This is a genomic window from Pyrobaculum organotrophum (assembly GCF_055384425.1).
Genome location: NZ_AP042430.1, coordinates 1,055,927 through 1,077,956, shown reverse-complemented (window position 1 = coordinate 1,077,956; position 22,030 = coordinate 1,055,927). Strand labels below are relative to the sequence as shown.

The following is a 22,030-nucleotide window of genomic DNA, read 5'->3' as shown; positions in this document are numbered from 1 at the left end:
ATAAATAGTGTTTTTTCTAAATGGTTCTTTTAGTTACCAAAGGTATTGTAAAACAGTTTGGTGCTTTTAGAGCTCTTGATGGCGTTGACGTAGAAATAGAGAAAGGGAGAGTGACGCTGATTATCGGCCCTAACGGCTCTGGAAAGACTACGCTTGTCAATGTTATTACAGGAGTTTACAAGCCTGAGGCAGGCAGGGTGTTTTACACAAAGCCGGATGGCAAGATGATTGATATTACGGGGTGGCCTCCGCACAAGATTTTCGAAATTGGGATTGTAAGAACTTTCCAGATACCGCAGATCTTCCAGAAGCTTACTGTGCTTGAAAACCTACTTGCTGTTGCCAGAGGCCAACGTGGGGAGAGTGTAATATCTGCTCTGTTAAAAAATTGGGTTAAAGAAGAGGAAGAGTTGGCCAGAAGGGCATTTGGAATTCTTAAGGCTGTTAGACTTATAGATAAGTGGGATGTTCCCGCATACTTATTATCTGCCGGTGAAATGAAGTTGCTTGAGCTTGCCAGAGCGTTGATGGCGGGGGCAAATCTTATAATATTAGACGAACCTATAGCTGGCGTACCTGTCGACCAGGCGCACGAGGTGTTTAAAATAGTGCGTGACATAAATAAACAACAAAACGTGACTTTTCTCGTTATAGAACATCGTATTGATATAGCGTTTAAATATGTAGACTATGTCTACGCTATGGCCAGCGGTAAAGTAATAGCCAAAGGCCTCCCAGAGGAAGTTGCTAATGACCCAAAGGTCAAGGAGGTGTATATCGGAGGATAAAGCTTAAAAACATACCGCCAAGAAGACTCAGCCGGGGTGGCCGAGCGGCCCAAGGCGCGGGACTGGAGATCCCGTCCCCGTCTAGGGGGCCCGGGTTCAAATCCCGGCCCCGGCGCCAGTTTCTGTAAAAATTTCATAAGCTGGTATAGATGTGGTGATGAACGCCTAGTTGGGGATGGGGATGTCCGTAGTGGCCAGGTCTGATTGGGCTCAACTTTATAAAGGCCGAAAAATATAGGGGTAGAGCCGGGGTGGCCGAGTTGGTCCAAGGCGCGGGCCTGCTAAGCCCGTCCCCGTTCGGGGGCGTGGGTTCAAATCCCACCCCCGGCGCCAAACCCGTTTATACACAATTATTCTTTGGTCATGTGAGGATGGGGAAATTATATAAAAAACGTAAGAGTTGGGCCCGTTATGAATCTCAGGCTTATACTCATTCTTGGCCTAGTATCGCTTCTTGCCGACTGGCTTTATGAGAGCGTGCGTGCCGTAGTTCCGCAATATCTATACTACCTAGGCGCTTCTGCGGTTTTTGTAGGCTTTGTCTTTGGCCTTGGCGATGCCTTGGGCTACGCTGCTAGGTTTATAACAGGCCCGCTTGCTGATAAAAGAGGGGGTTACTGGCTTGAGACTTTCCTTGGTTATGCGTTGCAAGTGGCGGCAGTGGCGGGGCTTGTGTTTGCTAAAGATATGTGGCAAGTTGCTGGCCTGATATTTTTGGAGAGGTTTAGCAAGGCGTTGCGTACGCCGGCGCGTGACGCAATAATTTCCGCGGCGGGGGGAGCGGAAGCTAGGGGGAGGGCATTTGGCATACATGCCTCTCTTGACCAAATGGGGGCGATTATTGGTGTAGCTATGGCGACGGCGATGTTATATTATAAATTTACGCCACGCGACGTATTTCTCATATCGCTTGCTCCAGGGGTTGCCGCATTATTTACGCTGTATGTGGCATATAGGGTTGGCAAATTAAAGCCGGAGAAGAGGAAGTCTACAATCCTTATGGATTTAACTGTTTTTAAATTTGGCGCGACCCAATTTCTCTTGGGGCTATCTCTAATTCACATATCTCTTTTCATGTATAAACTCGCTGAAGTTGCTTGGATGGCCTCGCTTCTTTATCTAGTCGCTATGGTTTCGGAGGTGCCTGTGTCTTTGCTACTGGGGCATTTCTATGATAAGAATACCAAAGCCCTATTGGTCGCTCCACTTTTCTCAATCCTGTTGGCGGCTATTTTTGTGGCTGGAAATACTCCAGCGTTGTTCTTAGGTGCCGTGCTTTATTCTGTTGTGACATCATACGCAGACGTGGTTGCGAAAGCACACGCCGCTAGACTTGGGGGCGCGACGTCGCTGGGCGTGATAAATGCTATGTGGGGCTTTGGTCTTCTCGTAGGCGGTATTTTATATGGCTACTTCTTTGACATAGGTGCAAGTATTCCGATTTTTATATTAGCCACTGCTTCGGCTTTTATCTCTTTGGTGTTACTATGGCGAGAGAATACTTAATAGAGCTCTATAGGAGGTTGGCCCCAATATACGAAGAGGTGTATGGCGTGGAGCAACGTCTCAAGTATTGGCTTATTCTGTCACAGGTGGGCGAGAAGGTAGTAGACGCCGGATGTGGAGTTGGGCTGGCTTTTGAGGTATTAAAAAGCTACGTGGTTTGTCTTGACATATCTCTCGACATGTTGGAAAGAGCTAGAGCGAAGAGTGGAGAGTGGGGCGATTTGATACTTGCCGATTATTGGTTGCCGCCATTTAGGGAAAATGCGTTTATCTCTGCCCTCTTTATTTCATCTGTAGAGCCGGAGCTCTTTGAGAAACTTCACGCTGTTTGGCGTCACATCGCATATAAATTCTTCTACGAATTCCGTGGCAAATGGCGTATTTTTGAGCAACGTAACTAAGTTAAATAAGTGATTAATATGTCGTATGGATATGTGAACAAAACAAATATATTTATGCTCGCCACAGGAGGCGTATGTCTTTTCAAGAACAGTACTATGAATACCAGGATTATTACCCAGTATATGATAACAGAGCGCCCACAGGGATTTGGTATATCGACCAGTTACTACAGGGTGGCTTTAGAAAGGGAGAGATCTATTTAGTTGCAGGAGAGGCAGGCCAGGGGAAGACAATATTTAGTCTTCAATTTCTAAAAACCGGGGCTGAGATATATGACGAGCCCGGGCTCTATATTACAATAGACGAACCCTCTGAGGATGTAAAACGTGGAGTAAAAGACTCTCTTGGCTGGGATCTTGACATACTTGAAAACCAGAATAAGCTAATATTTGTAGACCTCAGGACGCATTTTAGGACGTACGCTAAAGAGGAAAAGGTAACTGCAGATCCACGAGATATTGCTAAAATAATTCTTGAATATGTCAAAAAATTTGGAGTAAAGAGACTTGTCATAGATCCAATAGCTCCCTTGATTATCACATCGCATACAGACATCTTATGGGTGAGAGAGTATATGAGGGAGCTTGTATTCCAGCTGAGAAAGATAAAAGACATAACCACACTGCTGACCTCTGAGATTCCTACTGGTGAGAATAAAATAAGCCGCTTTGGTGTAGAGGAGTATTTAGCAAGCGGCGTGATAAAGCTTGAGCTTATGGAATACAGAGGCTTTGTATTTAGAGTTATGTTTATAAGAAAGATGAGGTGGACAGCAGTGCGGCCACAGAAACTTGTCTTTGAGATATATCCCCACTATGGCATATACATCTTAGATCGTCTCGAGAATTTTATGAAACAAATAGATATTTGGTACGCGACGTTAAGTCAGCAAGCGCAAGCGCCACCGGTGACACAATAAATTTAAGCTCCCACTGCAGTTACTACGTGAAGGCGCTTGGCGAAGTATTTAGTAAGCTTGTCGAAAAAATTAGAGGTGTTAGTTATATAGACGAAGCAACGTTACAAGAGCTTTCAAGAGAGATTCAAAGAGCGCTTCTTAAAGCCGACGTTCCTCTAGATATGGTAAAGACGTTTACTGAAAATGCAGTAAAGAGAATACGTGAGGAGAAGCCGCCTGCCGGTATACCGCCGAGGGAATACGTCTTATATATCCTATACGATGAATTAGTAAAGCTGTTGGGCGGGGAGCAACCCGCCGAGTTTAAACCAGTTAAAAAACCCTATTTGGTGCTCCTCCTAGGTGTCGAAGGAAGCGGGAAAACAACGACAGCCGCAAAATTAGCTAGATATTTGGTAAAGAGAGGATATAGAGTGGGGCTTGTGGAGACAGATACTATAAGACCCGCCGCGTTTGACCAGTTGAAACAACTTGCGGAAAAGATAGGTGTCCCTTTCTATGGCGAAAGAGATAGTAAAGATGCTGTAGAAATCGCACGCCGCGGTGTCCAAAATTTCAAAAATATGGACGTGGTAATTATAGACACCGCAGGGCGTCATAAAAATGAAGAGGCTCTACTACAAGAGGTAAAGATGATATATGAAGCTGTAAACCCCGACGAGGTTATACTTGTAATAGATGCGACAGTTGGTAAACTAGCGGCTGCACAAGCGGAGGCCTTTATGAAATATCTACCGATACATTCGGTAATAATTACAAAGATGGATAGCACTGCGAGAGGCGGCGGCGCATTAGCCGCTGTTATTAAAACGGGGGCTAGGGTGAAGTTTATAGGCGTTGGCGAAGACGTAGACGAATTCGATTTGTTTAACCCACGTAAGTTTGTGGCAAGAGTCCTCGGGATGGGCGACCTAGACGCGTTAGTAGAAAAGATAAAAGCCGTATTTGAAGAAGAGAAGGTTCTACAGGAGATAGAGTCTGGGAGATTAGATCTTTTAACTTTTAAAAAACAGATAGAGGGTTTGTTAAAACTTGGGCCGCTGAGTAAGGTACTTCAACTGTTGCCAGGGGGTTTTGCCGCAAAAATCTCAGAGGAGCAAGTTGAACTTTCGCAAAAGAATCTAAAGAAGTGGTATGCCATATTAAGTTCTATGACAATAGAAGAGTTAAAGAACCCAGATATTCTAAATGCTTCAAGAATCCGCAGAATAGCGCTTGGCGCTGGCGTTACACCTAAAGACGTAAAAGAGATGCTAACTGTATATGAAAACCTGAAGAAGATGTCTAAGACTTTAAAGAGACAGCTGAGAATGAGGATACCAAAGTGAGGCGTTTTCTCGTAGTGACTTCATTACGAAGATTTACGGCGGAGCCGCATATACATGCAAAACTGCTTGTCGCCGCCCTCTTGATTTCCAATGGCATACGTAAAGATGCCGAAGCTGTGTTTTACCTAGTAGATTTACAAAAGACAGTAAAAATTCTTGGCAACCGAGTAAAGAGACTTTTTCCAGATGAAGACTCCTCAGTAGGATTTCTAAAAAAGGCATTTGCAGGCGAAAAATTAACAGGTGTGATAGTAAAGAGGGGGGCTTCTGACTTAACTATAGGAACGACAGTGGGGCCGGGAGGTCGACGTAGGTGTATGCCTAACCCACCCTTTACCTACGTGGTAGTGTTTGAGCCATTTGACATAGACTTGGAATGTGATGCTGGGTTAGGAAAACTACCACCACATCACCAAGTCGTAATTATTAATATTGAAACTGATAGACTTCTCTACCACAGGCGATAAGTTAAATATTATCTCTAGTTGTGGACGTCGTGGATATACTAGAAAAATCTCTTGAAATTCTCAAGGCCTACCCACTTTGTGACTCTTGTCTTGGTAGACTTTTTGCACAAATGGGTTATGCGCTGGAGAATTGGGAAAGGGGTTTTAGTATAAAGACGATGTTACATATGAAGTTAGTCACACTTTTCCGCCAAGGCGTTGATGTTGCTACAGATTTAAAAAGCCTAGCTCGTATACATAAACCTACTAGGCGCTTTCTCTCAAGTATTGGAATTACTGTGGAGGAGGCTCAGTGTTATATATGTGGAGGTCTTCTCTCGAATGTTGAACGTTTTGCTAAAGAGGCTGTATCAAAAGTCGATGGAATAGAGTTTGAAACTTTTGCAGTAGGTACCACAATACCAAGAGAAATTCTTGAAAGAGAGTCAGAGGTTGTAAAAAAATTCCTCGTCTCTACAGGAGAATCTATTAAACATGAGATTAATAGGAGAATCGGCAAGGAGCTTTTAAGACTACTAGGCAGACGTGTTGATAAACAACGGCCAAATATCTTAATAAAGGTAGATTTGATAAACGGTAAGATAGATATAGTGAAGAATCCTCTTCTTATAGAAGGGGTATATCTAAAACTTAGCCGGAGGATTTCTCAAGCTAAGAAATTCGGTAATGTAAAATCCTCCTTGTTGGAGAAGCTACAGTACATCAGGGATATGTATGGCGGCGTAGAACACGTAATTCATGTATCAGGGAGGGAGGATAGCGACGCTAGAATGTTGGGGCCCGGCAGACCTCTTGTTGTGGAAATCAAACAGCCGACTAAATACAAAGGACTCCCACATCTATACTCCGACAGGGACGTTATCTTTATCCCACTTGGTTTTACTACTAGAGATGAAGTCAGAAAGCTAAAAGAAAAGGCTAAGACAGATATAAAATTATATCGTGCATTAGTATACTCCGAGCGCCCGCTTTCTGAGGAGGAGCTTAGAAAACTTGCTGAACTTTCGGGCAAGACAGTAGTCCAATACACACCGCGTCGAATTAAGAGACTTAATCCAAGAAAGAAGAGGACGAGGATGGTTTATGAAATCGTTTGGCGTTTTATATCGTCTCACGTCTTTGAGCTTTATGTAAGATGTCAGGGTGGGCTCTATGTAAAAGAGTTTATCCACGGCGATGGAGGTAGAACTACGCCAAGCGTTGCTGAAATTTTAAACACGTACTTAGAAGTGTTAGAGCTTGACGTGCTATCTATAGAATAGTTTTTAACTAAATGATTTAACTACCTTGTGGAGAGAATAGTAGTTGTAAATTTCGGCGGGCAATATGCCCATTTAATTGCCAGACGTCTCAGAGAAAGGGGGGTGTATACAGAGATTGTTACGCCTGAAGACGCCGTTGAAATAGCCAAAACGCCAGATGTAAAAGCAGTAATTCTCTCTGGAGGCCCTAATTCTGTTTATCAAGAAGGCGCGCCTGACGTACCAGATGAGTTATTTGCTATCGGTAAGCCTATACTTGGCATATGCTATGGACACCAATTGATTGCAAAAAAGTTGGGGGGTTTGGTAAGGCGGGGTAAGGGCGAATATGGTAAGACGTTGGTAAGGGTGTTGGTAAACGACCATATTTTCGACACATGGGGGAGCGAAGAGATAGTTTGGATGAGCCATAGCGACTATGTAGCGCAACCTCCAGAAGGGTTTACCATTTTAGCAGTAAGCGAGAATGGGTACGTGGCTGCTATGAAGAAGGGTTATATCTACGGTGTACAATTCCACCCAGAGGTTGTCCATACGCCAAAAGGCGGTGTATTGTTGGAGAATTTTGCTAGGAAAATAGCCGGGATAAAGCATGTGTGGAAACCAGAGGATCAGATAGGCAAACTCATTGAGGAGATTAGAAAGGAGGTAAAAGATGGCGATATAATTATCGGCGTAAGCGGTGGCGTTGATAGTACTGTAGTTGCTGTACTTGTACATATGGCAGTTGGAGAGAGGGCAAAGGCTGTGTTTATAGACCATGGGTTGTTTAGAGAGGGAGAGCCTGAGCAAGTTGTGAAACTATTAAATTCGCTTGGCATAAAAGTTTACTACGTTGATGCGCGTGAGCGATTTCTAAAGCGGCTAGAGGGCGTCTCTGACTGTGAAGAAAAACGTAGAATAATAGGGGAAACATTTGCAGAAGTATTTACAGAGACTTTATCCAAGTTCCCAGAGGTGAAATATTTAGCTCAAGGCACTCTGTACCCTGACGTTATAGAAAGCGGAGCGGTAAAGGGAGCAGATAAAATAAAGAGTCATCATAACGTAGGCGGTTTACCAAGGTGGTTTAACTTAAAACTTATCGAGCCGCTTCGCGAGTTCTACAAAGATGAAGTAAGAAAATTAGCAAGGGCCCTAGGCTTGCCAGATGAGGTGGTATACAGACACCCATTTCCAGGCCCTGGTTTAGCAGTACGTATAATCGGGCCGTTTACCAGAGAGAAGTTGGAAATTGTGAGAAAGGCTACTAAAATTATAGAAGAGGAGTTGGAGAAAGGAGGTATTTTGAGAAAGGTGTGGCAAGCTTTTGCAGTAGTTGGCGATGACAAATGGGTGGGTGTGAAGGGTGATAGACGTACTGTCGGTTATATTGTAACTATAAGGGTTGTAGAGAGTGAAGACGCGATGACGGCAGATTGGTCGCGTTTACCCTATGAAGTCATAGAGAGAATCTCAACACGTATAACTTCCGAAATCCCCCAAGTGACTATGGTTACATATGCCGTCACTACAAAACCGCCGTCAACTATAGAACCCTGTTAATATGCGGTCGGCCCTACCGGCTCCGCCTTCATACTCGCCCGTCACGCGGGCGTAAATCTGGCGGGCGGGGAACCGGGGGTTCTTTTTAATCTTCGCCTAAATTTAAAAACTTTAATCTGGTGGGAGGGTATGTACATAGGTACAGATTTCGTAATTGTCAGCGAGAGCTATCTAGCGACGCGGGCGGGCTACGAGACTTATAAAGCTGGCGGCAACGCTATAGATGCTATTACTTGTGCCTCTATAGTATTAACATATACGTTGCCACATCTAGGCGGTGTTGGAGGAGATTTTCTGGCGCTTGTACATAGCGGCAGTAATGTAGAAGCTATATTGGGGCTGGGGTGGGCTCCAAGGAGAATCCCAGAGAAACCCCCGCGGAGGGGTTTACGCTCAGCTACTGTGCCGGGCTATGTGGCTGGTCTCTATGAATTCCACAGGAGACACGGCGTTTTAGAGTGGAGGGAGGTTGTAGACATAGCACTTAATGCTATGGAAAAAGCGACGTTGCACCCATCTCTAGCGTACGCAATAGAGAGACATAAAGACGTACTTGTTGCAGACCCTGGTGGCCGTATATATCTTAATTTACCTCGACTATCTGGCGCGCCTTATCGTATAGACCCGTTAATAAAGTTGTGGAACAAACTTAGAGAGAACCCACTGTCTTTTTACGACGAAATTGCTAACGACATACTATATGACTATTTTGAACTAGAGGATTTCTCGAGATTTAAAGCCGAAGTGAAAAAGCCCGTGTATATAGAGTTGGGGGATTGGACTATATATGAGGCGCCGCCCCCCTCTCTTGGTTTTGCTGTGTTACTTGCGGTGAAGTTGACTAAACGCGCCGAGGGGGCGTTTAGCTATTCCAGGATTCAGAATACTGTTGCGGCGTTGAGAAAAGCGCATTGGGCACGCGACCGCTATTTACACGACGGCTATATACCACTTGACGATTTACTAAGTGGCAAGATAGAGCTAGGCGAAGCCGAAGTCCCAGAGCCCACCCCAGGCACTACATATCTCGCGGCGGCGGATAGAGACTTTGTAGTTTCTGCTATACAATCTCTCTACTATCCCTTTGGCGCAGGGTTTACAGATGCCAAATGGGGGATAGCATTTAACAATAGGGCAAGCGATTTTACACATGGTTTAAACAGTGCATCTCCTCACAAAAGACCTGCACATACCCTCTCGGCTGTAGTAATGGAGAGAGGGGGCGAGATTTATGCACTCGGGGCAAGCGCCGGTCATTATAGACCTGCCATTTATACACAATTAATACACAGTATAGTATGGTATGGAATGGATCCGCGCCAAGCCATATGGGCCCCCCGTTTTATTTGGTTGCGTGGCGCCGAGGTTCAAGCAGAGGAGGGTTGGGAAGGGGGGCCTGGAGTACATATCGTAAAATACCCCAGCCGCATGGGCGTAGCGGCTTTAGCGGCTAGAAAAAACGGCACACTAGTTGCAGTCTCCGATATACGTGGCGACGGCTTAGCCTTGGGGATATAGCGAAAAATTTATTTTCAAAGATCAAAGAAATAACTATGGGCTATCGGTGCGCAATCTGTGGCAGGGAGGACACCCCACTTTTAGAGGCTAACATAAAGGGTATAGGACCCGCGCTAGTATGTCCAGACTGTTGGTCTAAACTTATGGCAGAAAACAAGATAATTGTAGGAACTAGTGGCGGGGGTTGTCCCTGCGGTTAGACGTAGTTGTCGTGTAAAATATTTAAATCGTCATAAATACTATAGCAGGAAGCGCGGGGGTGCCCGAGCCAGGTCAAAGGGGCAGGGTTGAGGTCCCTGTGGCGTAGGCCTGCGTGGGTTCAAATCCCACCCCCCGCACCACCTCTATAGTCTTATATAGATCTTAACATATTTTAACAGTCTCATTCTTATAGTTATGAATAAGTCTCTAGCTGTAGGAATAGTTGTTTTAGTTGTCGTGTTGGCAGTTATAGCAATATTCCTATCTCAACAACAAGCCCCTGCGCTCCGTCCGTTGCCACAGTCTTCAAGTCCCACTACAACGCAGACTCCTATTCCCACCACGCCGAAGTCTTCTCCCACTTCTACAACGCCGCAACCAACTTCGCTTACGATCGGAGTGACAGATAAAGTCACCGACTTAGATCCAGCGAACGCCTACGACTTCTTTACATGGGAAATTTTCTACAACACAATGGCGGGGCTCGTCAGATACAAACCGGGAACAACAGAGCTAGAGCCCGACCTAGCTGAGAATTGGACGGTGCTAGAGGGGGGCAAGGTGTGGGTGTTTAAACTAAGGCCAAATCTTAAGTTCTGTGACGGTACCCCGCTTACTGCCAGTGATGTAAAGCGGTCTATCGAGCGCGTAATGAAGATAAACGGGGACCCTGCTTGGCTTGTCACAGATTTTGTAGAAAAGGTAGAGACACCCAACGCAACTACAGTGATCTTCTACTTGAAGACACCTGTCTCCTACTTCCTAGCGCTTGTAGCAACGCCGCCTTACTTCCCCGTACATCCAAAATATGCACCCGATAGAATTGACTCGGATCAGACGGCAGGCGGCGCAGGGCCCTACTGTATAAAGTCGTTTGTGAGAGACCAACAGATAGTGCTAGAGGCAAATCCATACTACTATGGGCCTAAGCCGCAGATATCTAAAGTTGTCATAAAGTTTTATAAAGACGCTACGACGCTGAGACTTGCCCTAGAAAGAGGCGAGGTCGATATAGCCTGGAGGACTCTTAATCCGCCTGATATTGAGGCGCTAAAGGCATCAGGCAAGTTTAAAATCGTCGAAGTGCCTGGCTCTTTTATACGTTACATAGTGCTTAATCTCAATATGCCAGAGCTAAAGGACGTCAGAGTAAGACAAGCGCTGGCCGCCGCCGTGTGTAGAAAAGACATTGTGCAGACGGTATTCCGCGGCGCTGTTACGCCGCTTTATACTCTAATACCAGAGGGAATGTGGGGTTCTTACCCAGTCTTTAAGGAGAGGTACGGGGACTGTAACATAAGCCTAGCCAGATCCCTTCTACAGCAGGCTGGGTATAGCCAGAGCAAGAAACTGTCGATCGAGCTCTGGTATACGCCGACACACTACGGCGATACCGAAAAGGATCTTGCAGCAATGTTGAAAGAGCAGTGGGAAGCCACAGGGCTTGTTTCTGTTACCGTGAAGTCGGCCGAGTGGGCTACATATGTACAGCAACTTAGAAGCGGCGCTATGATGGTATCTCTGCTGGGTTGGTATCCCGACTACCTGGATCCAGACGATTACACAACGCCGTTTCTCAAAAGCGGCTCTAACAAATGGTTGGGTAATGGCTATAGCAATCCAAAAATGGACGAGATACTCACCAAAGCCTCTGTTGAAGAAAGTCGGTCAGTTAGAGAACAGTTATATAGACAGGCACAACAACTGTTGGCGGAAGATGTGCCCATAATCCCTCTTGTACAAGGCAAGCTGTTTATAGCGACGAAGCCAAATATACAAGTCGTAGTAGATCCGACAATGATCTTGAGATATTGGGCAATAAAAATAGCCTAGTCTTTTTTTCCCAGTCTCTCCCCTAGTCCTTCTCCCAAAAGTGAAAACCCCAACGCAGTTAACACTATAAATATGCCTGGAATAAGTAGCCACCAATAGCCGTTTATTATATAGGATTTGGCACTAGAAAGATCAAGACCCCAGTCAGGTGTTGGCGGTGTCACAGTATATCCAAAGAAGGCGAGCGCCGATTCTGTAAGCGCGGCGTCTGCTATGTTTATAGTCGCCACGACGACTAGAGAAGGCACGAGATTCGGCAGTACGTGTCTAAAAATTATCCTATGTCGTGGCATACCCAGGGAAACTGCAGCCTCTATGAAAAGACTGGATTTGACTACTAAAGTCTCGTTTCTCGCCATTCTGAAGTACGTGGGTATATAGACGACGCCTATTGCCAATGCCGCGTTTAAAGGACTAGGTCCCAGCACGCTTGCGATAGCTATTGCAAGTATCAGACTGGGGAATGCGTACATGCTGTCCATTACCATGTTTAACACCCTATCTGTTTTACCTCCGACGTAGCCTGAGAACATGCCGAGAGTAAATCCTATAGATGCAGAGAATAATGTGGCTAAAAGCGATACTCCTATGATTACTTGTCCTCCGTAGAGAACTCGGCTTAATACATCACGACCTAAATTGTCTGTCCCAAAGGGGTGTTTTATACTAGGCGGGCTCAGCGGCTCTGCGACTTTTTTTGTAGGGTCGTATGGTGCCACCACCGGCGCGAGTGCTGAGAATATAATGACGAAAGCTACTAGGAAGGCGCCGGTTTTTAGCATCATAGGCCTTTCCTAACCCTAGGGTCCAGTAATGCGTTTATTATGTCTACTAAGATATTCATGAATACAACAATAAATACAAACACAACTACTGTGCCTTGTACCGTAGTATAGTCGAGATATTGAATTCTCTCAAGAAGAAGAGTGCCAAGACCCGGCCACGAAAAAGTCGTCTCTGTCAAAATGGCGCCTTGTAATAAAAGCGCCAGTTGTAACCCCATCATTGTGACTGTTGGGACTATAGCTACACGATACGCCTTCCACAATACGCTCCACTCTTTAAACCCCATAGCTCTATATGCAAATATAAAATCCTCTCCGAGAGTCTTTTTCATATTGTTTCTAATTAAACGTACAAAGACGCCAGATAACACCAGACCTAGCGTAAATGAGGGTAGTGCTAAATGCCAAACAGCGTCAAAAAACGAGTCTAGTCTCCTTGCTAAGAGAGAATCCAATAGGTAGAGACCCGTTATCTTCGGCGGCTCTAGACCCGGCGTTATACGGCCGGCGACGGGGAATAAATTAAGCCACACCGAGAATATAAGCTGTAGCGCTAAGCCGATAAAAGGTATAAAAAGCACATATGTTACCATGGCATATACCCTAGTGGCCGTGTCAAATTTTCCGCCGTATTTTACCGCTAGAAATCCAAATAGATGGCCTAACGCGATGCTTACGAAAAACGCCGAGATTGCTAATTCTACAGTCGCCGGCAATCTGTCTATGATTTCATTAACTACTTCTCTTTTTCCAAATATTAAACTTCTCCCTAAGTTTCCTGTAAACACTTGTGATAAGTACTCAAAATATTGTATATAGATTGGTTTATCTAATCCTGCCTCTCTTATTAATTGTTCTACATACTCTGGTGGAGCTTTCATGCCGACCATCGCTATTATAGGGTTTCCCGGTATGACCCTTAGTATAAAAAACACTACAGTAAGTAGAATTAATAAAGTCGGCACCGCTAAAAGAGTTCTAAAGGCGATATATCGTAATAGACTTGACATGAGTTTCTCAAAGAGACAAAATTTATAAGTTGGGGAGTATGCATCAAAGGGCCCGTGGCTTAGCCCGGTTAGAGCGCCCGGCTGATAGCCGGCCGGTCAGAGACCGGGAGGTCCCGTCAACCCCCCGCCGAGGGGGGTTGGGATAGGGTTCAAATCCCGGCGGGCCCACCAAATACGGATTTGTTTTTACCCTTCTCACGGCGTCTATTGTCAACGCCACGATGGGTATTGCCAGTGGGAGTAGGGCTTGGGGCGGTAGTAGTGGTGTGTTTACGGCGCAGGTAAGGACGAGTGCGTTGTTTACCACGGCAGTTTAGCGACGGTGGCCAAGACCGCCACGACGTGTCTAGCAACGCCGACCCCCTCCACCGAATAGGCCCACCTTCCTGTGTATAGTATCGCCATTGTAATGCCGACGTTGAATGCGACCGCAAGCCAAGGGGTGTCTGCGAAGTACTGGTTCGTCTTGACGGCGCTGAAAGTCAAGTGTGTTGCACTCTTGCCTTTCTTTCCAGGCGGGGGTTGCGACATGCGAATGTCGGCCGCGTTCTTGGCCGCGGTGGCGGGGGTCACGGCCGTCGTGTGGTACACTGCCTTAGCACTGACGCACTCCAAGACCGTCTTCCGGGCGCTCGCCGTGGTGTTGACCACATCGGCCATCTCTGCCGCGGCTCTGGACATACTCACTTGGATACTTCCCAAGGCCGTACAAGCGGCCGCCGCCTTGAGAGACGCCGAGACATGAGAGTAGGCTTGTTCCCGACAACCTAGTTTTTCTCCCCCACGCCATATGCGCCCATGAGCCAAACATACGGAGCGCTGAAGGTCAAAATCCCATGGCATCTCGTCGAGGAGAGGCCAGACGTCTTAGACACTGTAACGCGTATGTATTTAGCCGTCGAGGAATATGTAAAGAGACTGCTAAAGGAGTTAACGGGGCAAGAGGAGCCGAGACTCACGGCAGAGGAGTTGGACAGACTCCTCATGCTAGGCAGGCGGGAGTTGGCGCACGGGATTATTGAAGAGACGTTCCACAAGTACGGACTTAAGAGATATATCGCAGAGTGGGCTAAATTCCTTTGGTGCGACGTAGTGTTCCATCGGACAGTTCCGCTCAATGCCCAGTTGAGAGTCAAAGACGAAAGAGACGTGGGCAAAGCCGTCAAGTTGAAGAAGGGTAACATTGGATCAGAAAGCGGTTGGAAGAAGGCGCCAAGTCGAAACTCGCTTTCCTCGGTGTGGAGGTGAAGAGGAGCAAGAAGGAATCAACATACGGAAAGCTCTATATTGCGCTTGTCTTCGCCCGTTAGGCGACGCCGGTGGAGCTCAAGGCAATAGTTACCGTTGATATTAACCGTCTTGACTATGGCATAATAGTGGGCCTTCTCGTGGAGGGGAAGTTGAGACAGACGTTGAGACTTCCAGACGCGTCTGTAACTAGGGAGTCGGGGGAGACTTCACGAGGAGATAAGTAGGTTGGAAGAGCGGGCTGCAAGGGAGACGGGCCCCGTCAGAAGGAGGCGGCTTGAGGAGAGGACGCGCCACCTCAAGTCCAGGCGGTTTAGGAAAATAGGGGCATTGTGACGCAGATCGCTAGAGAGATTATTGAACTTGCTAGAGCAAACGACGCCGCGATCGTGGTTGACAAGATCGAGAACGAGAGTTACCGAGAGCTCAGGGAGAGCAACTGGAGTGGCGGAAAGAAGTACTTCCTAGACGGACTGGGTCAACTGAAGAGGAGACTAATGGAGTTGGCATTGTGGTACGGTCTGCCGTATTTAGAGGTTATACAGCACAGCCTGCCCGAAATGCGGCGCCAAAATGGCAGAAGAGAGAAGCTACATCACGCATCGCCCCGCCTGCACTGGCCATAGGGACCGGATTCCGCTGTTATAGGCCAAGAGACGTTGTTGAGAAATCCTACAGAAGACAAAACAACCAGCTTTTTCCTCCGTCCGACGACCACCTCGTAAGTCCTTTCGCCCATGAACCAACTGGCCCTGGGGACCGGCCGGCTATTGCGGTCTGACGCGCCCGTCCGCCCGGGCACGGCCGGACCCCCACGCCCCGGGTTGTCCAGCGCGACTCGGGCACGTGCCCCGAGCCCCCGGGGAAGGCCGGTGAAGCAAAGGGGAGCTCACCAAAGTCTCTAAGTTTTTAAACTTAGCAAAAAATCGGCTTTATGCATGTAGTATATAGCGTGGAGGAGGTTGAGATTCCTCAAAATGTTAAAGTAAGTGTCGAGAAGATCGGGCCGTTTGATTATGTAGTTAAAGTGAAGGGGCCTCTTGGCGAAATTACCAAGGAGTTTAGAAATACGCCGGTGGTTATGAATTTAAGAGATGGAAAGGTAGTGCTTGAAGTATTTAACGCTAGAAAAAAAGAGTATGCCATCCTTGGCGCTTACAAAGGCATTCTTAGAAATATGTTTCTTGGAGTCACCAAGGGCTGGAGGTACAAGCTGAAGGTTATATACACACACTTTCCTATGCTTGTAAAAGTGCAGGGAAATCAACTAATAATTGAGAATTTCCTTGGAAGAAAGTCAAAAATCGTACTTACAATACCCAGTGGTGTAAAGGTAGAAGTAAAAGGCAAGGAGGATATAATAGTAGAGGGCGTAGATAAAGATCTTGTTAGCCAATTTGCGGCTACGATACAGTCGGCCGTAGAGTTGAGAGGAGACGAGAGACCCTCTCCACACGGCCGCGAAGGCGGTTTAGGCATTGTCGACGGAATCTACGTCGTTGGATATGAACATATTAAAAGTTAAATTTTTGGAGCTTACGTGTTGTCTGCGCCTTCGTCTCTGCACTTTATGTCATCATAATATGTACAGTCTTAAATTAGCAGATTCTGTTAGTCGGAGGTGCAGAGGGAATAAGCCCTTTGGCAAATGTAGCAAGCTTCGCCCTTTAGGACAGTGAGGAAGTCTCGTTTTGTTAATAGTTTTGTATTTTTATAGCTAGACTTAATGCTTAAGCTAGTAGTACCCGACGAAAATTCCAAAAGGTATAAAGATGCCTACGGCGAGGTTTAAGTTAAATCCGCGTGCTACGTCTCCTCTTATGCCTAGTACTGCTGAGTATATTTCCAAGAAAGCCCCTATCGACGTTAGAACAAGCCCCCATATGTTAAGTCCGTAGCTTATGTAATTGACAATATACAAAGTTGCAGACGCGGACATTAGGAGAGCAGTTACTATATCGGCAGCTTTTAATCCAAAACACGCCGGTATACTCCCCAGCCTTTGTCTTTTATCAAATTCATAATCTCCCTTTGAATACATGACGTCAAATCCGGCGACCCACAATGCCGAAGCTACAACTAATATCCATGGTGTTTTTGCTAAAGCTATTTGTATATCGTCTGGATATGTCGCAATAGCCGCGCCCAGGGGTACTAATGCGTAAACTAAGCCTAGGTGTAAATGAGGAATACAGTGAACCCTCTTTGCGTAGGGATACGTCATGACGACAGCCAGATATGGCAACGAAAGCGTCAAAGGCCATTTTCCAAGCGCCATCGCTGAAAGTATAAAAATGGCAACGCCGAAGAGGAAGACGCCATAGGCCTCTCTGAAGCTTATTTTACCAGATACAAGCATCCGTCTTTGAGTTCTAGGATTCAGCCTGTCTATAGGGTAGTCTGCAATATTATTCCAAGCCATCCCAGCAGTTCTAAGGCCAAAAACAGCAAGTCCTATAAATACGGCTTTCCAAAAGTCGATTACTCCACCTGCTAGTAGTGCCGCGGCATATGCCATGGGGAGGGTAAAAATAGTGTGTTCTACTCGTATAAACCTGAGGATTCTTATTGTTGTTGTGCCGACAACCTCGGGGTCGAATAGCACTTTTGTCTACACTACTGGATTAAAATAGATTAATATATTTAAGCCAGGAGTAAAGATAGCGTGTGGACGAGATAGATAGGTTGCTATGGAAAAAAGCGGTTGAGATAACTAGCAGAAAAACGCAGAAATGCTGCCTAGTGAGCTATACGCCTGGCCATGTCTTGTCTGATGTTTCACAATTTAAAAACGCCGTGATGGGGTGTAGAGTAACTTTTGTCATGTTTTTTGGCAAAACATGTCCCTATTGTCAAATGTTCGACCCGATCTTTAGATATATAGGAGAGAAATATCGTGAATATGCAAATTTTGTAAAAGCAGATATAGAGGAGTTCTATAATATAGCGATTCGACTAGGTATAATGGCGACGCCGACCACTGTGGCTTTTTTAAATGGACAGCCCATAGAGGTGGCACCAGGCTTTATGACGGCTCCGCAGTTCAAGACATTTGTAGAAAGTGTACTTAGCCACGCCGGTTGTAAATAGTTTTAAAGTCGTATCGCGCTATTCATATGGTAAGAGTAGTTATAGTCGGAGGCGGCGCTGCCGGAGCTTCTGCAGCTGCCAGAGCAAGAAGACTAGATCCCAATGCTGAGATTATATTAATAGAGAGAGGCTCGATGATAACTCACGCACCTTGTGGAATGCCTTATGCCATAGGGGGAGTTGTTAAAAGTCACGAAGATCTGATGACGTACAAACCTGAGGAGTTTGAAAAAGAGCGGAACGTCAGGGTTTTAATAAGATCTACTGTTACTGAGATAGATGTAGATAAGCGTGTCGTAGTTGTCGAAAGAGGGAACAATACTGAGAAGATTTCTTGGGATAAGCTAGTGATAGCAACAGGCGCAAAACCTCTGATACCTAAAATTCCCGGCGTAGAACTGAGGGGGATATTAACTATGAGACACCCCGACGAAGTGCCAGAGTTAAAGGCGCAACTAGAGACTGCAAATACTGTTGCAATTGTGGGAGGTGGATACATAGGTGTTGAAATGGCTGAGATATTACTCGAATTAGGAAAGAAGGTAGTTCTCTTTGAGATGTTTAACCAAGTACTCCCAACAGCCCTCGATCCAGATATGGCGGCTATTGTCGCAGATGAGATGAAAAATCGCGGTGTAGAACTCCACTTGGGAGAGAAAGTTGTAGAATTCTCTGGCGCGGGACACGTTAGTAAAGTGATTACTGAGAAAGGTGAGTATAAAGTAGACAAAGTAATACTTGCTGTAGGCGTAAGACCAGACGTAGATCTTGCTGTAAAGGCTGGAGCTAAATTAGGCGAGACGGGAGCCGTCTATGTAAATGAATACATGGAAACGACTGTGCCTGACATATATGCTGCTGGCGACGTAGCAGAAAAGACGCATAGAGTTACCGGACGTAGAGTTTGGATTCCACTGGCGCCTACCGCAAATAAAGAGGGCCAGGTCGCTGGCGGAAACTCTGTCAAGGGGCGTGTGTTAAAGTTTCCTGGTGTCGTTGGAACTGCAGTCACTAAGTTCTACAGTCTCTATATTGCCAGGACTGGATTAAGTGAGAGAGAGGCAAGAGAGTTGGGCTATAAAGTTCAAAGCACGTTGATAAAAGCTAGGACTAAGGCTCATTATATGCCGGGAGGAGAGCCTGTTAGTATAAAGCTAGTGGCTGAGGAATCTACAGGTAGTATACTTGGCGCACAGATAGTCGGCAAGAGCCAGATAGTTGCATCCTATGCCGACATCATCGCATTAGCTGTTCAATCTAGGTATACAATTGAGGATTTATTCTTCTCCGATCTGGGCTATATGCCAGATGTAGCTCCCGTATGGCATCCATTAATCGTAGCGGCAAGGGTGTTAAGCAGAGGAAAGTTATAGTTTTTGGCTAGCAGATTTCCAGCTTTTTGATAAAAACATGTTTTAATTCTAGTCTAAGCTACCTTAGTCATGATTACAATAATTGGAAGCGGCAGAGTTGGCACCGCGGCGGCAGTTATAATGGGATTGCTTAAAATAGACACAAAGATTCTGCTAATAGACATCATAAAAGGGTTGCCTCAGGGAGAGGCTTTAGATATGAATCACATGAGTTCAATATTAGGTCTCGACGTAGAGTATTTTGGTTCTAATGAATATAAAGACATGGAGGGTAGCGACTTGGTAATTGTAACAGCTGGGCTTCCGAGAAAACCAGGTATGACAAGAGAACAATTGTTGGAGGCAAACGCCAAGATAGTTAGTGAAATAGGTAAAGAGATTAAGAGATACGCGCCTGACTCTGTAATAATATTAACAACAAATCCGCTCGACGCGATGACATATGTAATGTGGAAATCCACAGGTTTTCCAAGAGAGAGGGTAATTGGCTTTAGTGGCGTATTAGACGCGGGTCGCCTTGCCTACTATGCCGCCAAAAAACTTGGCGTATCGCCTGCGTCAATACTCCCCATAGTCTTGGGCCAACATGGGGAGAGTATGTTCCCTGTGCCAAGCAAGAGCTTTATACATGGCATACCGCTCAGCAGACTATTGACAGAGGAACAATTGAAAGAGGTTGTGGAAGAAACGGTCAAGGCTGGTGCCAGGATAACAGAGCTAAGGGGTTTCTCGTCGAATTGGGGCCCGGGCGCTGGATTAGCGCTAATGGCAGAGGCTGTAAAACGTGACGCCAAGAGGTCTCTTATAGCCTCGGTTGTGCTTCAGGGAGAGTATGATGTGCGCGACGTCCCAGTAGAGGTTCCAGTGATACTTGGGAGAAGCGGCGTTCTAAAAGTACTAGAGATTGAGCTTTCAGCAGAGGAGAGACAGAAGTTTATGCAAAGCGTAGAGGCGGTAAGGAAACTCATCGCCTCTATACCGTCAAATTATCTCCAGTAAATTTTATACCTCTTTTCTCTCCTAATTCCTATGGCTCAAGCTTTACTGGAAATAACTAGTAGCAAAGGGAAATTGATAGTAATGGAAGATGTAGAGCTGGGACATGTGTTTGCCGTAATTCCATATGAGAAAAGAGCGAATCCGGCTCTCATTAGAGAGTTGCGGGAGCAAACGCTTGATCCTTGGAGATACGTTAATGGAGTAGGGTTTGTTCTCGACTTGACCGCTTGGAAACAACAATCTTCTATAGATATAGACTATGTGAAGAATAAAATAGAGAAGTATAGAGAAATTTTAGACACTGTTTTTCAATTCCTTGAGACTGCCTCTGCTAAAGAACCCAAGAAGAAGACTACCAAAAAGAAGAAAAGCAAGAAGAAGTCGAAAAAGAAAAAATCTTAGAAAAAATAGTGTGGCATAAGTTTAAAATATCCACATCGATTATTTGCGCATGGCTATACCAATAGGCGGACCTGAAGAGGAAGTGCCTCATATAGAAGTAGACGAAGAGACTAGGGAGATCATTAGGGAGATGTTATCCCAAATGGAGAACTCTGTGGAGATAAACTTCTTTACAAGTCAGAATTGCGCAGGCCGTGAGACTAATTGGTGTATACCTACCGAAGAGTTTCTAGATCTACTAATACAACTGGCGCCGCAGGAGAAACTACGTCTTAATAAATACCTGTATGAAAAAGACGCAGAGAGTTTTAAAAAATTTGGCGTGGAACCTCAGCGTGTGCCAGTGGTATACTTTGGCGACGGCTTTATTAGGTATCTTGGCGCACCTCTTGGAGAAGAGGTCAGAGCGTTTATAGAGACTGTTATTAGACTTAGTACGGGTAAGACAGGGCTTAGGCAAAAAACTAGGGCTGAGCTTTCTACACTTGCACAGAGTGCTTCAAAACGTGTCTATATCTTAACTGTAGTTACGCCAAGCTGCCCATATTGTCCATATGCTGTCCTCTTGGCAAATATGTTTGCATATGAAAGCAAAGGGAAAGTTGTGTCTGTTGTAGTAGAGGCACACGAAAACCCAGATATAGCAGATATGTACGGCGTGACAGGAGTTCCAGCTGTAATTTTACAAGCCGAAGACGTTTCAGTTGGAGATGTAGAATTTGTAGGCGTACCCCCAGAGCACGAGCTTTTGGCGCGAGTTAAAAACCACATGGGTCTCTCTTAATGAAGATACGTGTTGTTACAGGAAATCCGCACAAGTTGTTAGAAATTTCCAAAATCCTAGCCCCTTTTGGAATCTCTGTAGAGAGGCTAGACGTCAAAAAAATAGAAATTCAAGATGACGACGTAATTAATATAGCCAAGAACGCGGCCGAAATCTTATGTCCCATATATGGAGATTTCATTGTGGTTGAAGACACGGGGCTTTATATAGGAGCGCTAGGCGGCTTTCCTGGTCCTTATGCAGAGTATGTATATAGAACCATCGGTTTGAAAGGCTTGCTAAAGCTAATGGAGGGCATTGTCGACCGTAGGGCTGTTTTTAAATGCGCCGCAGCTATATGTGTAGAGGGGACTGTTCACATTTTTATCGGCGAGACGCAGGGCTATATAACCCGTGAGCCCAGGGGCAACAGAGGGTTTGGCTACGATCCCGTGTTTGTGCCAGAGGGCGAGACTTTGACATATGCAGAGATGGATGAAGAAACAAAAAACAAGGTTTCGCATCGTGCTAAGGCGTTTACAGCTTTGGGCAACTGGCTTATATCTAAATTTAAATAAAGATGAAGTATTT

21 protein-coding genes, 4 tRNA genes and 1 pseudogene are annotated in these 22,030 nt (G+C 45.7%); 22 read left to right on the top strand and 4 right to left on the bottom strand.

The genetic code is table 11. From position 1 onward, the window contains the following. Positions 1-20: 20 nt before the first annotated feature. The 13 genes from ACZ49R_RS06495 to ACZ49R_RS06435 all read left to right on the top strand — a co-directional run bounded on the left by ACZ49R_RS06495 (position 21) and on the right by ACZ49R_RS06435 (position 11,769). Complete coding sequence (locus ACZ49R_RS06495) at positions 21-788, top strand: ABC transporter ATP-binding protein (protein WP_011762347.1); 768 nt, start codon at positions 21-23, stop codon at positions 786-788. Between the two features lie 30 nt (positions 789-818). Beyond that, positions 819-906: transfer RNA gene (locus ACZ49R_RS06490), tRNA-Ser, on the top strand. A 127-nt stretch (positions 907-1,033) separates the two neighbouring features. Next, positions 1,034-1,121: transfer RNA gene (locus ACZ49R_RS06485), tRNA-Ser, on the top strand. 78 nt (positions 1,122-1,199) lie between these two features. Next, complete coding sequence (locus ACZ49R_RS06480) at positions 1,200-2,294, top strand: MFS transporter (RefSeq protein ID WP_464732432.1); 1,095 nt, start codon at positions 1,200-1,202, stop codon at positions 2,292-2,294. Continuing rightward, a complete protein-coding gene (locus tag ACZ49R_RS06475) occupies positions 2,276-2,695 on the top strand; it encodes a class I SAM-dependent methyltransferase (RefSeq protein ID WP_464732431.1) in 420 nt (139 codons plus the stop codon). The genes ACZ49R_RS06480 and ACZ49R_RS06475 overlap by 19 nt, the downstream gene beginning before the upstream one ends. Before the next feature lie 74 nt (positions 2,696-2,769). Continuing rightward, a complete protein-coding gene (locus ACZ49R_RS06470; RefSeq protein WP_464732430.1) occupies positions 2,770-3,615 on the top strand; it encodes an ATPase domain-containing protein in 846 nt (281 codons plus the stop codon). Between the two features lie 26 nt (positions 3,616-3,641). Next, a complete protein-coding gene (locus ACZ49R_RS06465) occupies positions 3,642-4,943 on the top strand; it encodes a signal recognition particle protein Srp54 (protein ID WP_464732429.1) in 1,302 nt (433 codons plus the stop codon). Further along, positions 4,940-5,410 carry a hypothetical protein gene (locus tag ACZ49R_RS06460; RefSeq protein ID WP_464732428.1) on the top strand — a complete coding sequence of 157 codons (471 nt, stop codon included), beginning with the start codon at positions 4,940-4,942 and terminating at the stop codon, positions 5,408-5,410. Before ACZ49R_RS06465 ends, ACZ49R_RS06460 begins: the two co-directional genes overlap by 4 nt. A gap of 29 nt (positions 5,411-5,439) precedes the next feature. Then, positions 5,440-6,672 carry a tRNA pseudouridine(54/55) synthase Pus10 gene (locus ACZ49R_RS06455; protein WP_464732427.1) on the top strand — a complete coding sequence of 411 codons (1,233 nt, stop codon included), beginning with the start codon at positions 5,440-5,442 and terminating at the stop codon, positions 6,670-6,672. 27 nt (positions 6,673-6,699) lie between these two features. Continuing rightward, positions 6,700-8,217, top strand: coding sequence for a glutamine-hydrolyzing GMP synthase (gene guaA / locus ACZ49R_RS06450; RefSeq protein WP_464732426.1), 1,518 nt, complete (start codon positions 6,700-6,702; stop codon positions 8,215-8,217). 129 nt (positions 8,218-8,346) lie between these two features. Then, on the top strand, positions 8,347-9,735 hold the full coding sequence (locus ACZ49R_RS06445; protein ID WP_464732425.1) for a gamma-glutamyltransferase: 1,389 nt from the start codon (positions 8,347-8,349) through the stop codon (positions 9,733-9,735). 253 nt (positions 9,736-9,988) lie between these two features. Next, a tRNA-Leu gene (locus tag ACZ49R_RS06440) sits at positions 9,989-10,076 on the top strand. A 55-nt stretch (positions 10,077-10,131) separates the two neighbouring features. Beyond that, a complete protein-coding gene (locus ACZ49R_RS06435; RefSeq protein ID WP_464732424.1) occupies positions 10,132-11,769 on the top strand; it encodes an ABC transporter substrate-binding protein in 1,638 nt (545 codons plus the stop codon). Here ACZ49R_RS06435 and ACZ49R_RS06430 read toward each other — a convergent pair. After that, the gene (locus ACZ49R_RS06430; RefSeq protein WP_464732423.1) at positions 11,766-12,554 is read right to left on the bottom strand and encodes an ABC transporter permease; all 789 of its coding nucleotides are present in this window, start codon (positions 12,552-12,554) and stop codon (positions 11,766-11,768) included. The genes ACZ49R_RS06435 and ACZ49R_RS06430 overlap by 4 nt on opposite strands. After that, positions 12,551-13,564: an ABC transporter permease gene (locus ACZ49R_RS06425; protein ID WP_464732422.1), complete on the bottom strand. Its 1,014-nt coding sequence runs from the start codon at positions 13,562-13,564 to the stop codon at positions 12,551-12,553. Before ACZ49R_RS06425 ends, ACZ49R_RS06430 begins: the two co-directional genes overlap by 4 nt. A 48-nt stretch (positions 13,565-13,612) precedes the next feature. Here ACZ49R_RS06425 and ACZ49R_RS06420 point away from each other — a divergent pair. After that, positions 13,613-13,735: transfer RNA gene (locus ACZ49R_RS06420), tRNA-Ile, on the top strand. 129 nt (positions 13,736-13,864) lie between these two features. Here the strand turns inward: ACZ49R_RS06420 and ACZ49R_RS06415 are convergent. Beyond that, a complete protein-coding gene (locus tag ACZ49R_RS06415) occupies positions 13,865-14,245 on the bottom strand; it encodes a hypothetical protein (protein ID WP_464732421.1) in 381 nt (126 codons plus the stop codon). A 117-nt stretch (positions 14,246-14,362) separates the two neighbouring features. On the opposite strand from ACZ49R_RS06415, the pseudogene ACZ49R_RS06410 reads away from it, so the two are divergent. Together ACZ49R_RS06410 and ACZ49R_RS06405 are read left to right on the top strand one after the other, a co-directional pair. Further along, positions 14,363-15,460 (top strand): annotated as a pseudogene (locus ACZ49R_RS06410) (nuclease/transposase family protein). 286 nt (positions 15,461-15,746) lie between these two features. Then, positions 15,747-16,337: a 50S ribosomal protein L6 gene (locus ACZ49R_RS06405; protein ID WP_011762362.1), complete on the top strand. Its 591-nt coding sequence runs from the start codon at positions 15,747-15,749 to the stop codon at positions 16,335-16,337. 210 nt (positions 16,338-16,547) lie between these two features. On the opposite strand, the gene ACZ49R_RS06400 is transcribed toward ACZ49R_RS06405, so the two are convergent. Continuing rightward, positions 16,548-17,417 carry a UbiA-like polyprenyltransferase gene (locus ACZ49R_RS06400; RefSeq protein WP_464732420.1) on the bottom strand — a complete coding sequence of 290 codons (870 nt, stop codon included), beginning with the start codon at positions 17,415-17,417 and terminating at the stop codon, positions 16,548-16,550. Positions 17,418-17,479: 62 nt separating this feature from the next. Here ACZ49R_RS06400 and ACZ49R_RS06395 point away from each other — a divergent pair, with 62 nt between their 5' ends. The 6 genes from ACZ49R_RS06395 to ACZ49R_RS06370 all read left to right on the top strand — a co-directional run bounded on the left by ACZ49R_RS06395 (position 17,480) and on the right by ACZ49R_RS06370 (position 22,017). Further along, entirely contained in the window at positions 17,480-17,902 is a 423-nt protein-coding gene (locus ACZ49R_RS06395; protein ID WP_464732419.1) for a thioredoxin family protein, read from the top strand. Positions 17,903-17,928: 26 nt separating this feature from the next. Continuing rightward, a complete protein-coding gene (locus ACZ49R_RS06390; RefSeq protein ID WP_464732418.1) occupies positions 17,929-19,275 on the top strand; it encodes an FAD-dependent oxidoreductase in 1,347 nt (448 codons plus the stop codon). A 69-nt stretch (positions 19,276-19,344) separates the two neighbouring features. Then, positions 19,345-20,274: an NAD-dependent malate dehydrogenase gene (gene mdh, locus ACZ49R_RS06385; protein ID WP_464732417.1), complete on the top strand. Its 930-nt coding sequence runs from the start codon at positions 19,345-19,347 to the stop codon at positions 20,272-20,274. A gap of 30 nt (positions 20,275-20,304) precedes the next feature. Then, positions 20,305-20,676: a hypothetical protein gene (locus tag ACZ49R_RS06380; RefSeq protein ID WP_464732416.1), complete on the top strand. Its 372-nt coding sequence runs from the start codon at positions 20,305-20,307 to the stop codon at positions 20,674-20,676. 49 nt (positions 20,677-20,725) lie between these two features. Next, entirely contained in the window at positions 20,726-21,460 is a 735-nt protein-coding gene (gene pdo, locus ACZ49R_RS06375) for a protein disulfide oxidoreductase (protein WP_464732415.1), read from the top strand. Beyond that, the gene (locus tag ACZ49R_RS06370; protein WP_011762369.1) at positions 21,460-22,017 is read left to right on the top strand and encodes an XTP/dITP diphosphatase; all 558 of its coding nucleotides are present in this window, start codon (positions 21,460-21,462) and stop codon (positions 22,015-22,017) included. Before pdo ends, ACZ49R_RS06370 begins: the two co-directional genes overlap by 1 nt. The last annotated feature ends 13 nt before the right edge of the window (positions 22,018-22,030 follow it).

What these genes read in the sequence shown, in the direction of transcription:
- ACZ49R_RS06405 (WP_011762362.1), top strand. Translation starts at nt 15,747, where the DNA reads ATGCATGTAGTATATAGCGTGGAGGAGGTTGAGATTCCTCAAAATGTT.
- ACZ49R_RS06475 (WP_464732431.1), top strand. Translation starts at nt 2,276, where the DNA reads ATGGCGAGAGAATACTTAATAGAGCTCTATAGGAGGTTGGCCCCAATA.
- ACZ49R_RS06480 (WP_464732432.1), top strand. Translation starts at nt 1,200, where the DNA reads ATGAATCTCAGGCTTATACTCATTCTTGGCCTAGTATCGCTTCTTGCC.
- ACZ49R_RS06435 (WP_464732424.1), top strand. Translation starts at nt 10,132, where the DNA reads ATGAATAAGTCTCTAGCTGTAGGAATAGTTGTTTTAGTTGTCGTGTTG.
- mdh (WP_464732417.1), top strand. Translation starts at nt 19,345, where the DNA reads ATGATTACAATAATTGGAAGCGGCAGAGTTGGCACCGCGGCGGCAGTT.
- ACZ49R_RS06445 (WP_464732425.1), top strand. Translation starts at nt 8,347, where the DNA reads ATGTACATAGGTACAGATTTCGTAATTGTCAGCGAGAGCTATCTAGCG.
- ACZ49R_RS06370 (WP_011762369.1), top strand. Translation starts at nt 21,460, where the DNA reads ATGAAGATACGTGTTGTTACAGGAAATCCGCACAAGTTGTTAGAAATT.
- ACZ49R_RS06495 (WP_011762347.1), top strand. Translation starts at nt 21, where the DNA reads ATGGTTCTTTTAGTTACCAAAGGTATTGTAAAACAGTTTGGTGCTTTT.
- ACZ49R_RS06390 (WP_464732418.1), top strand. Translation starts at nt 17,929, where the DNA reads ATGGTAAGAGTAGTTATAGTCGGAGGCGGCGCTGCCGGAGCTTCTGCA.
- ACZ49R_RS06380 (WP_464732416.1), top strand. Translation starts at nt 20,305, where the DNA reads ATGGCTCAAGCTTTACTGGAAATAACTAGTAGCAAAGGGAAATTGATA.
- pdo (WP_464732415.1), top strand. Translation starts at nt 20,726, where the DNA reads ATGGCTATACCAATAGGCGGACCTGAAGAGGAAGTGCCTCATATAGAA.
- ACZ49R_RS06470 (WP_464732430.1), top strand. Translation starts at nt 2,770, where the DNA reads ATGTCTTTTCAAGAACAGTACTATGAATACCAGGATTATTACCCAGTA.
- ACZ49R_RS06425 (WP_464732422.1), bottom strand. Translation starts at nt 13,564, where the DNA reads ATGTCAAGTCTATTACGATATATCGCCTTTAGAACTCTTTTAGCGGTG.
- ACZ49R_RS06430 (WP_464732423.1), bottom strand. Translation starts at nt 12,554, where the DNA reads ATGATGCTAAAAACCGGCGCCTTCCTAGTAGCTTTCGTCATTATATTC.
- ACZ49R_RS06415 (WP_464732421.1), bottom strand. Translation starts at nt 14,245, where the DNA reads ATGTCCAGAGCCGCGGCAGAGATGGCCGATGTGGTCAACACCACGGCG.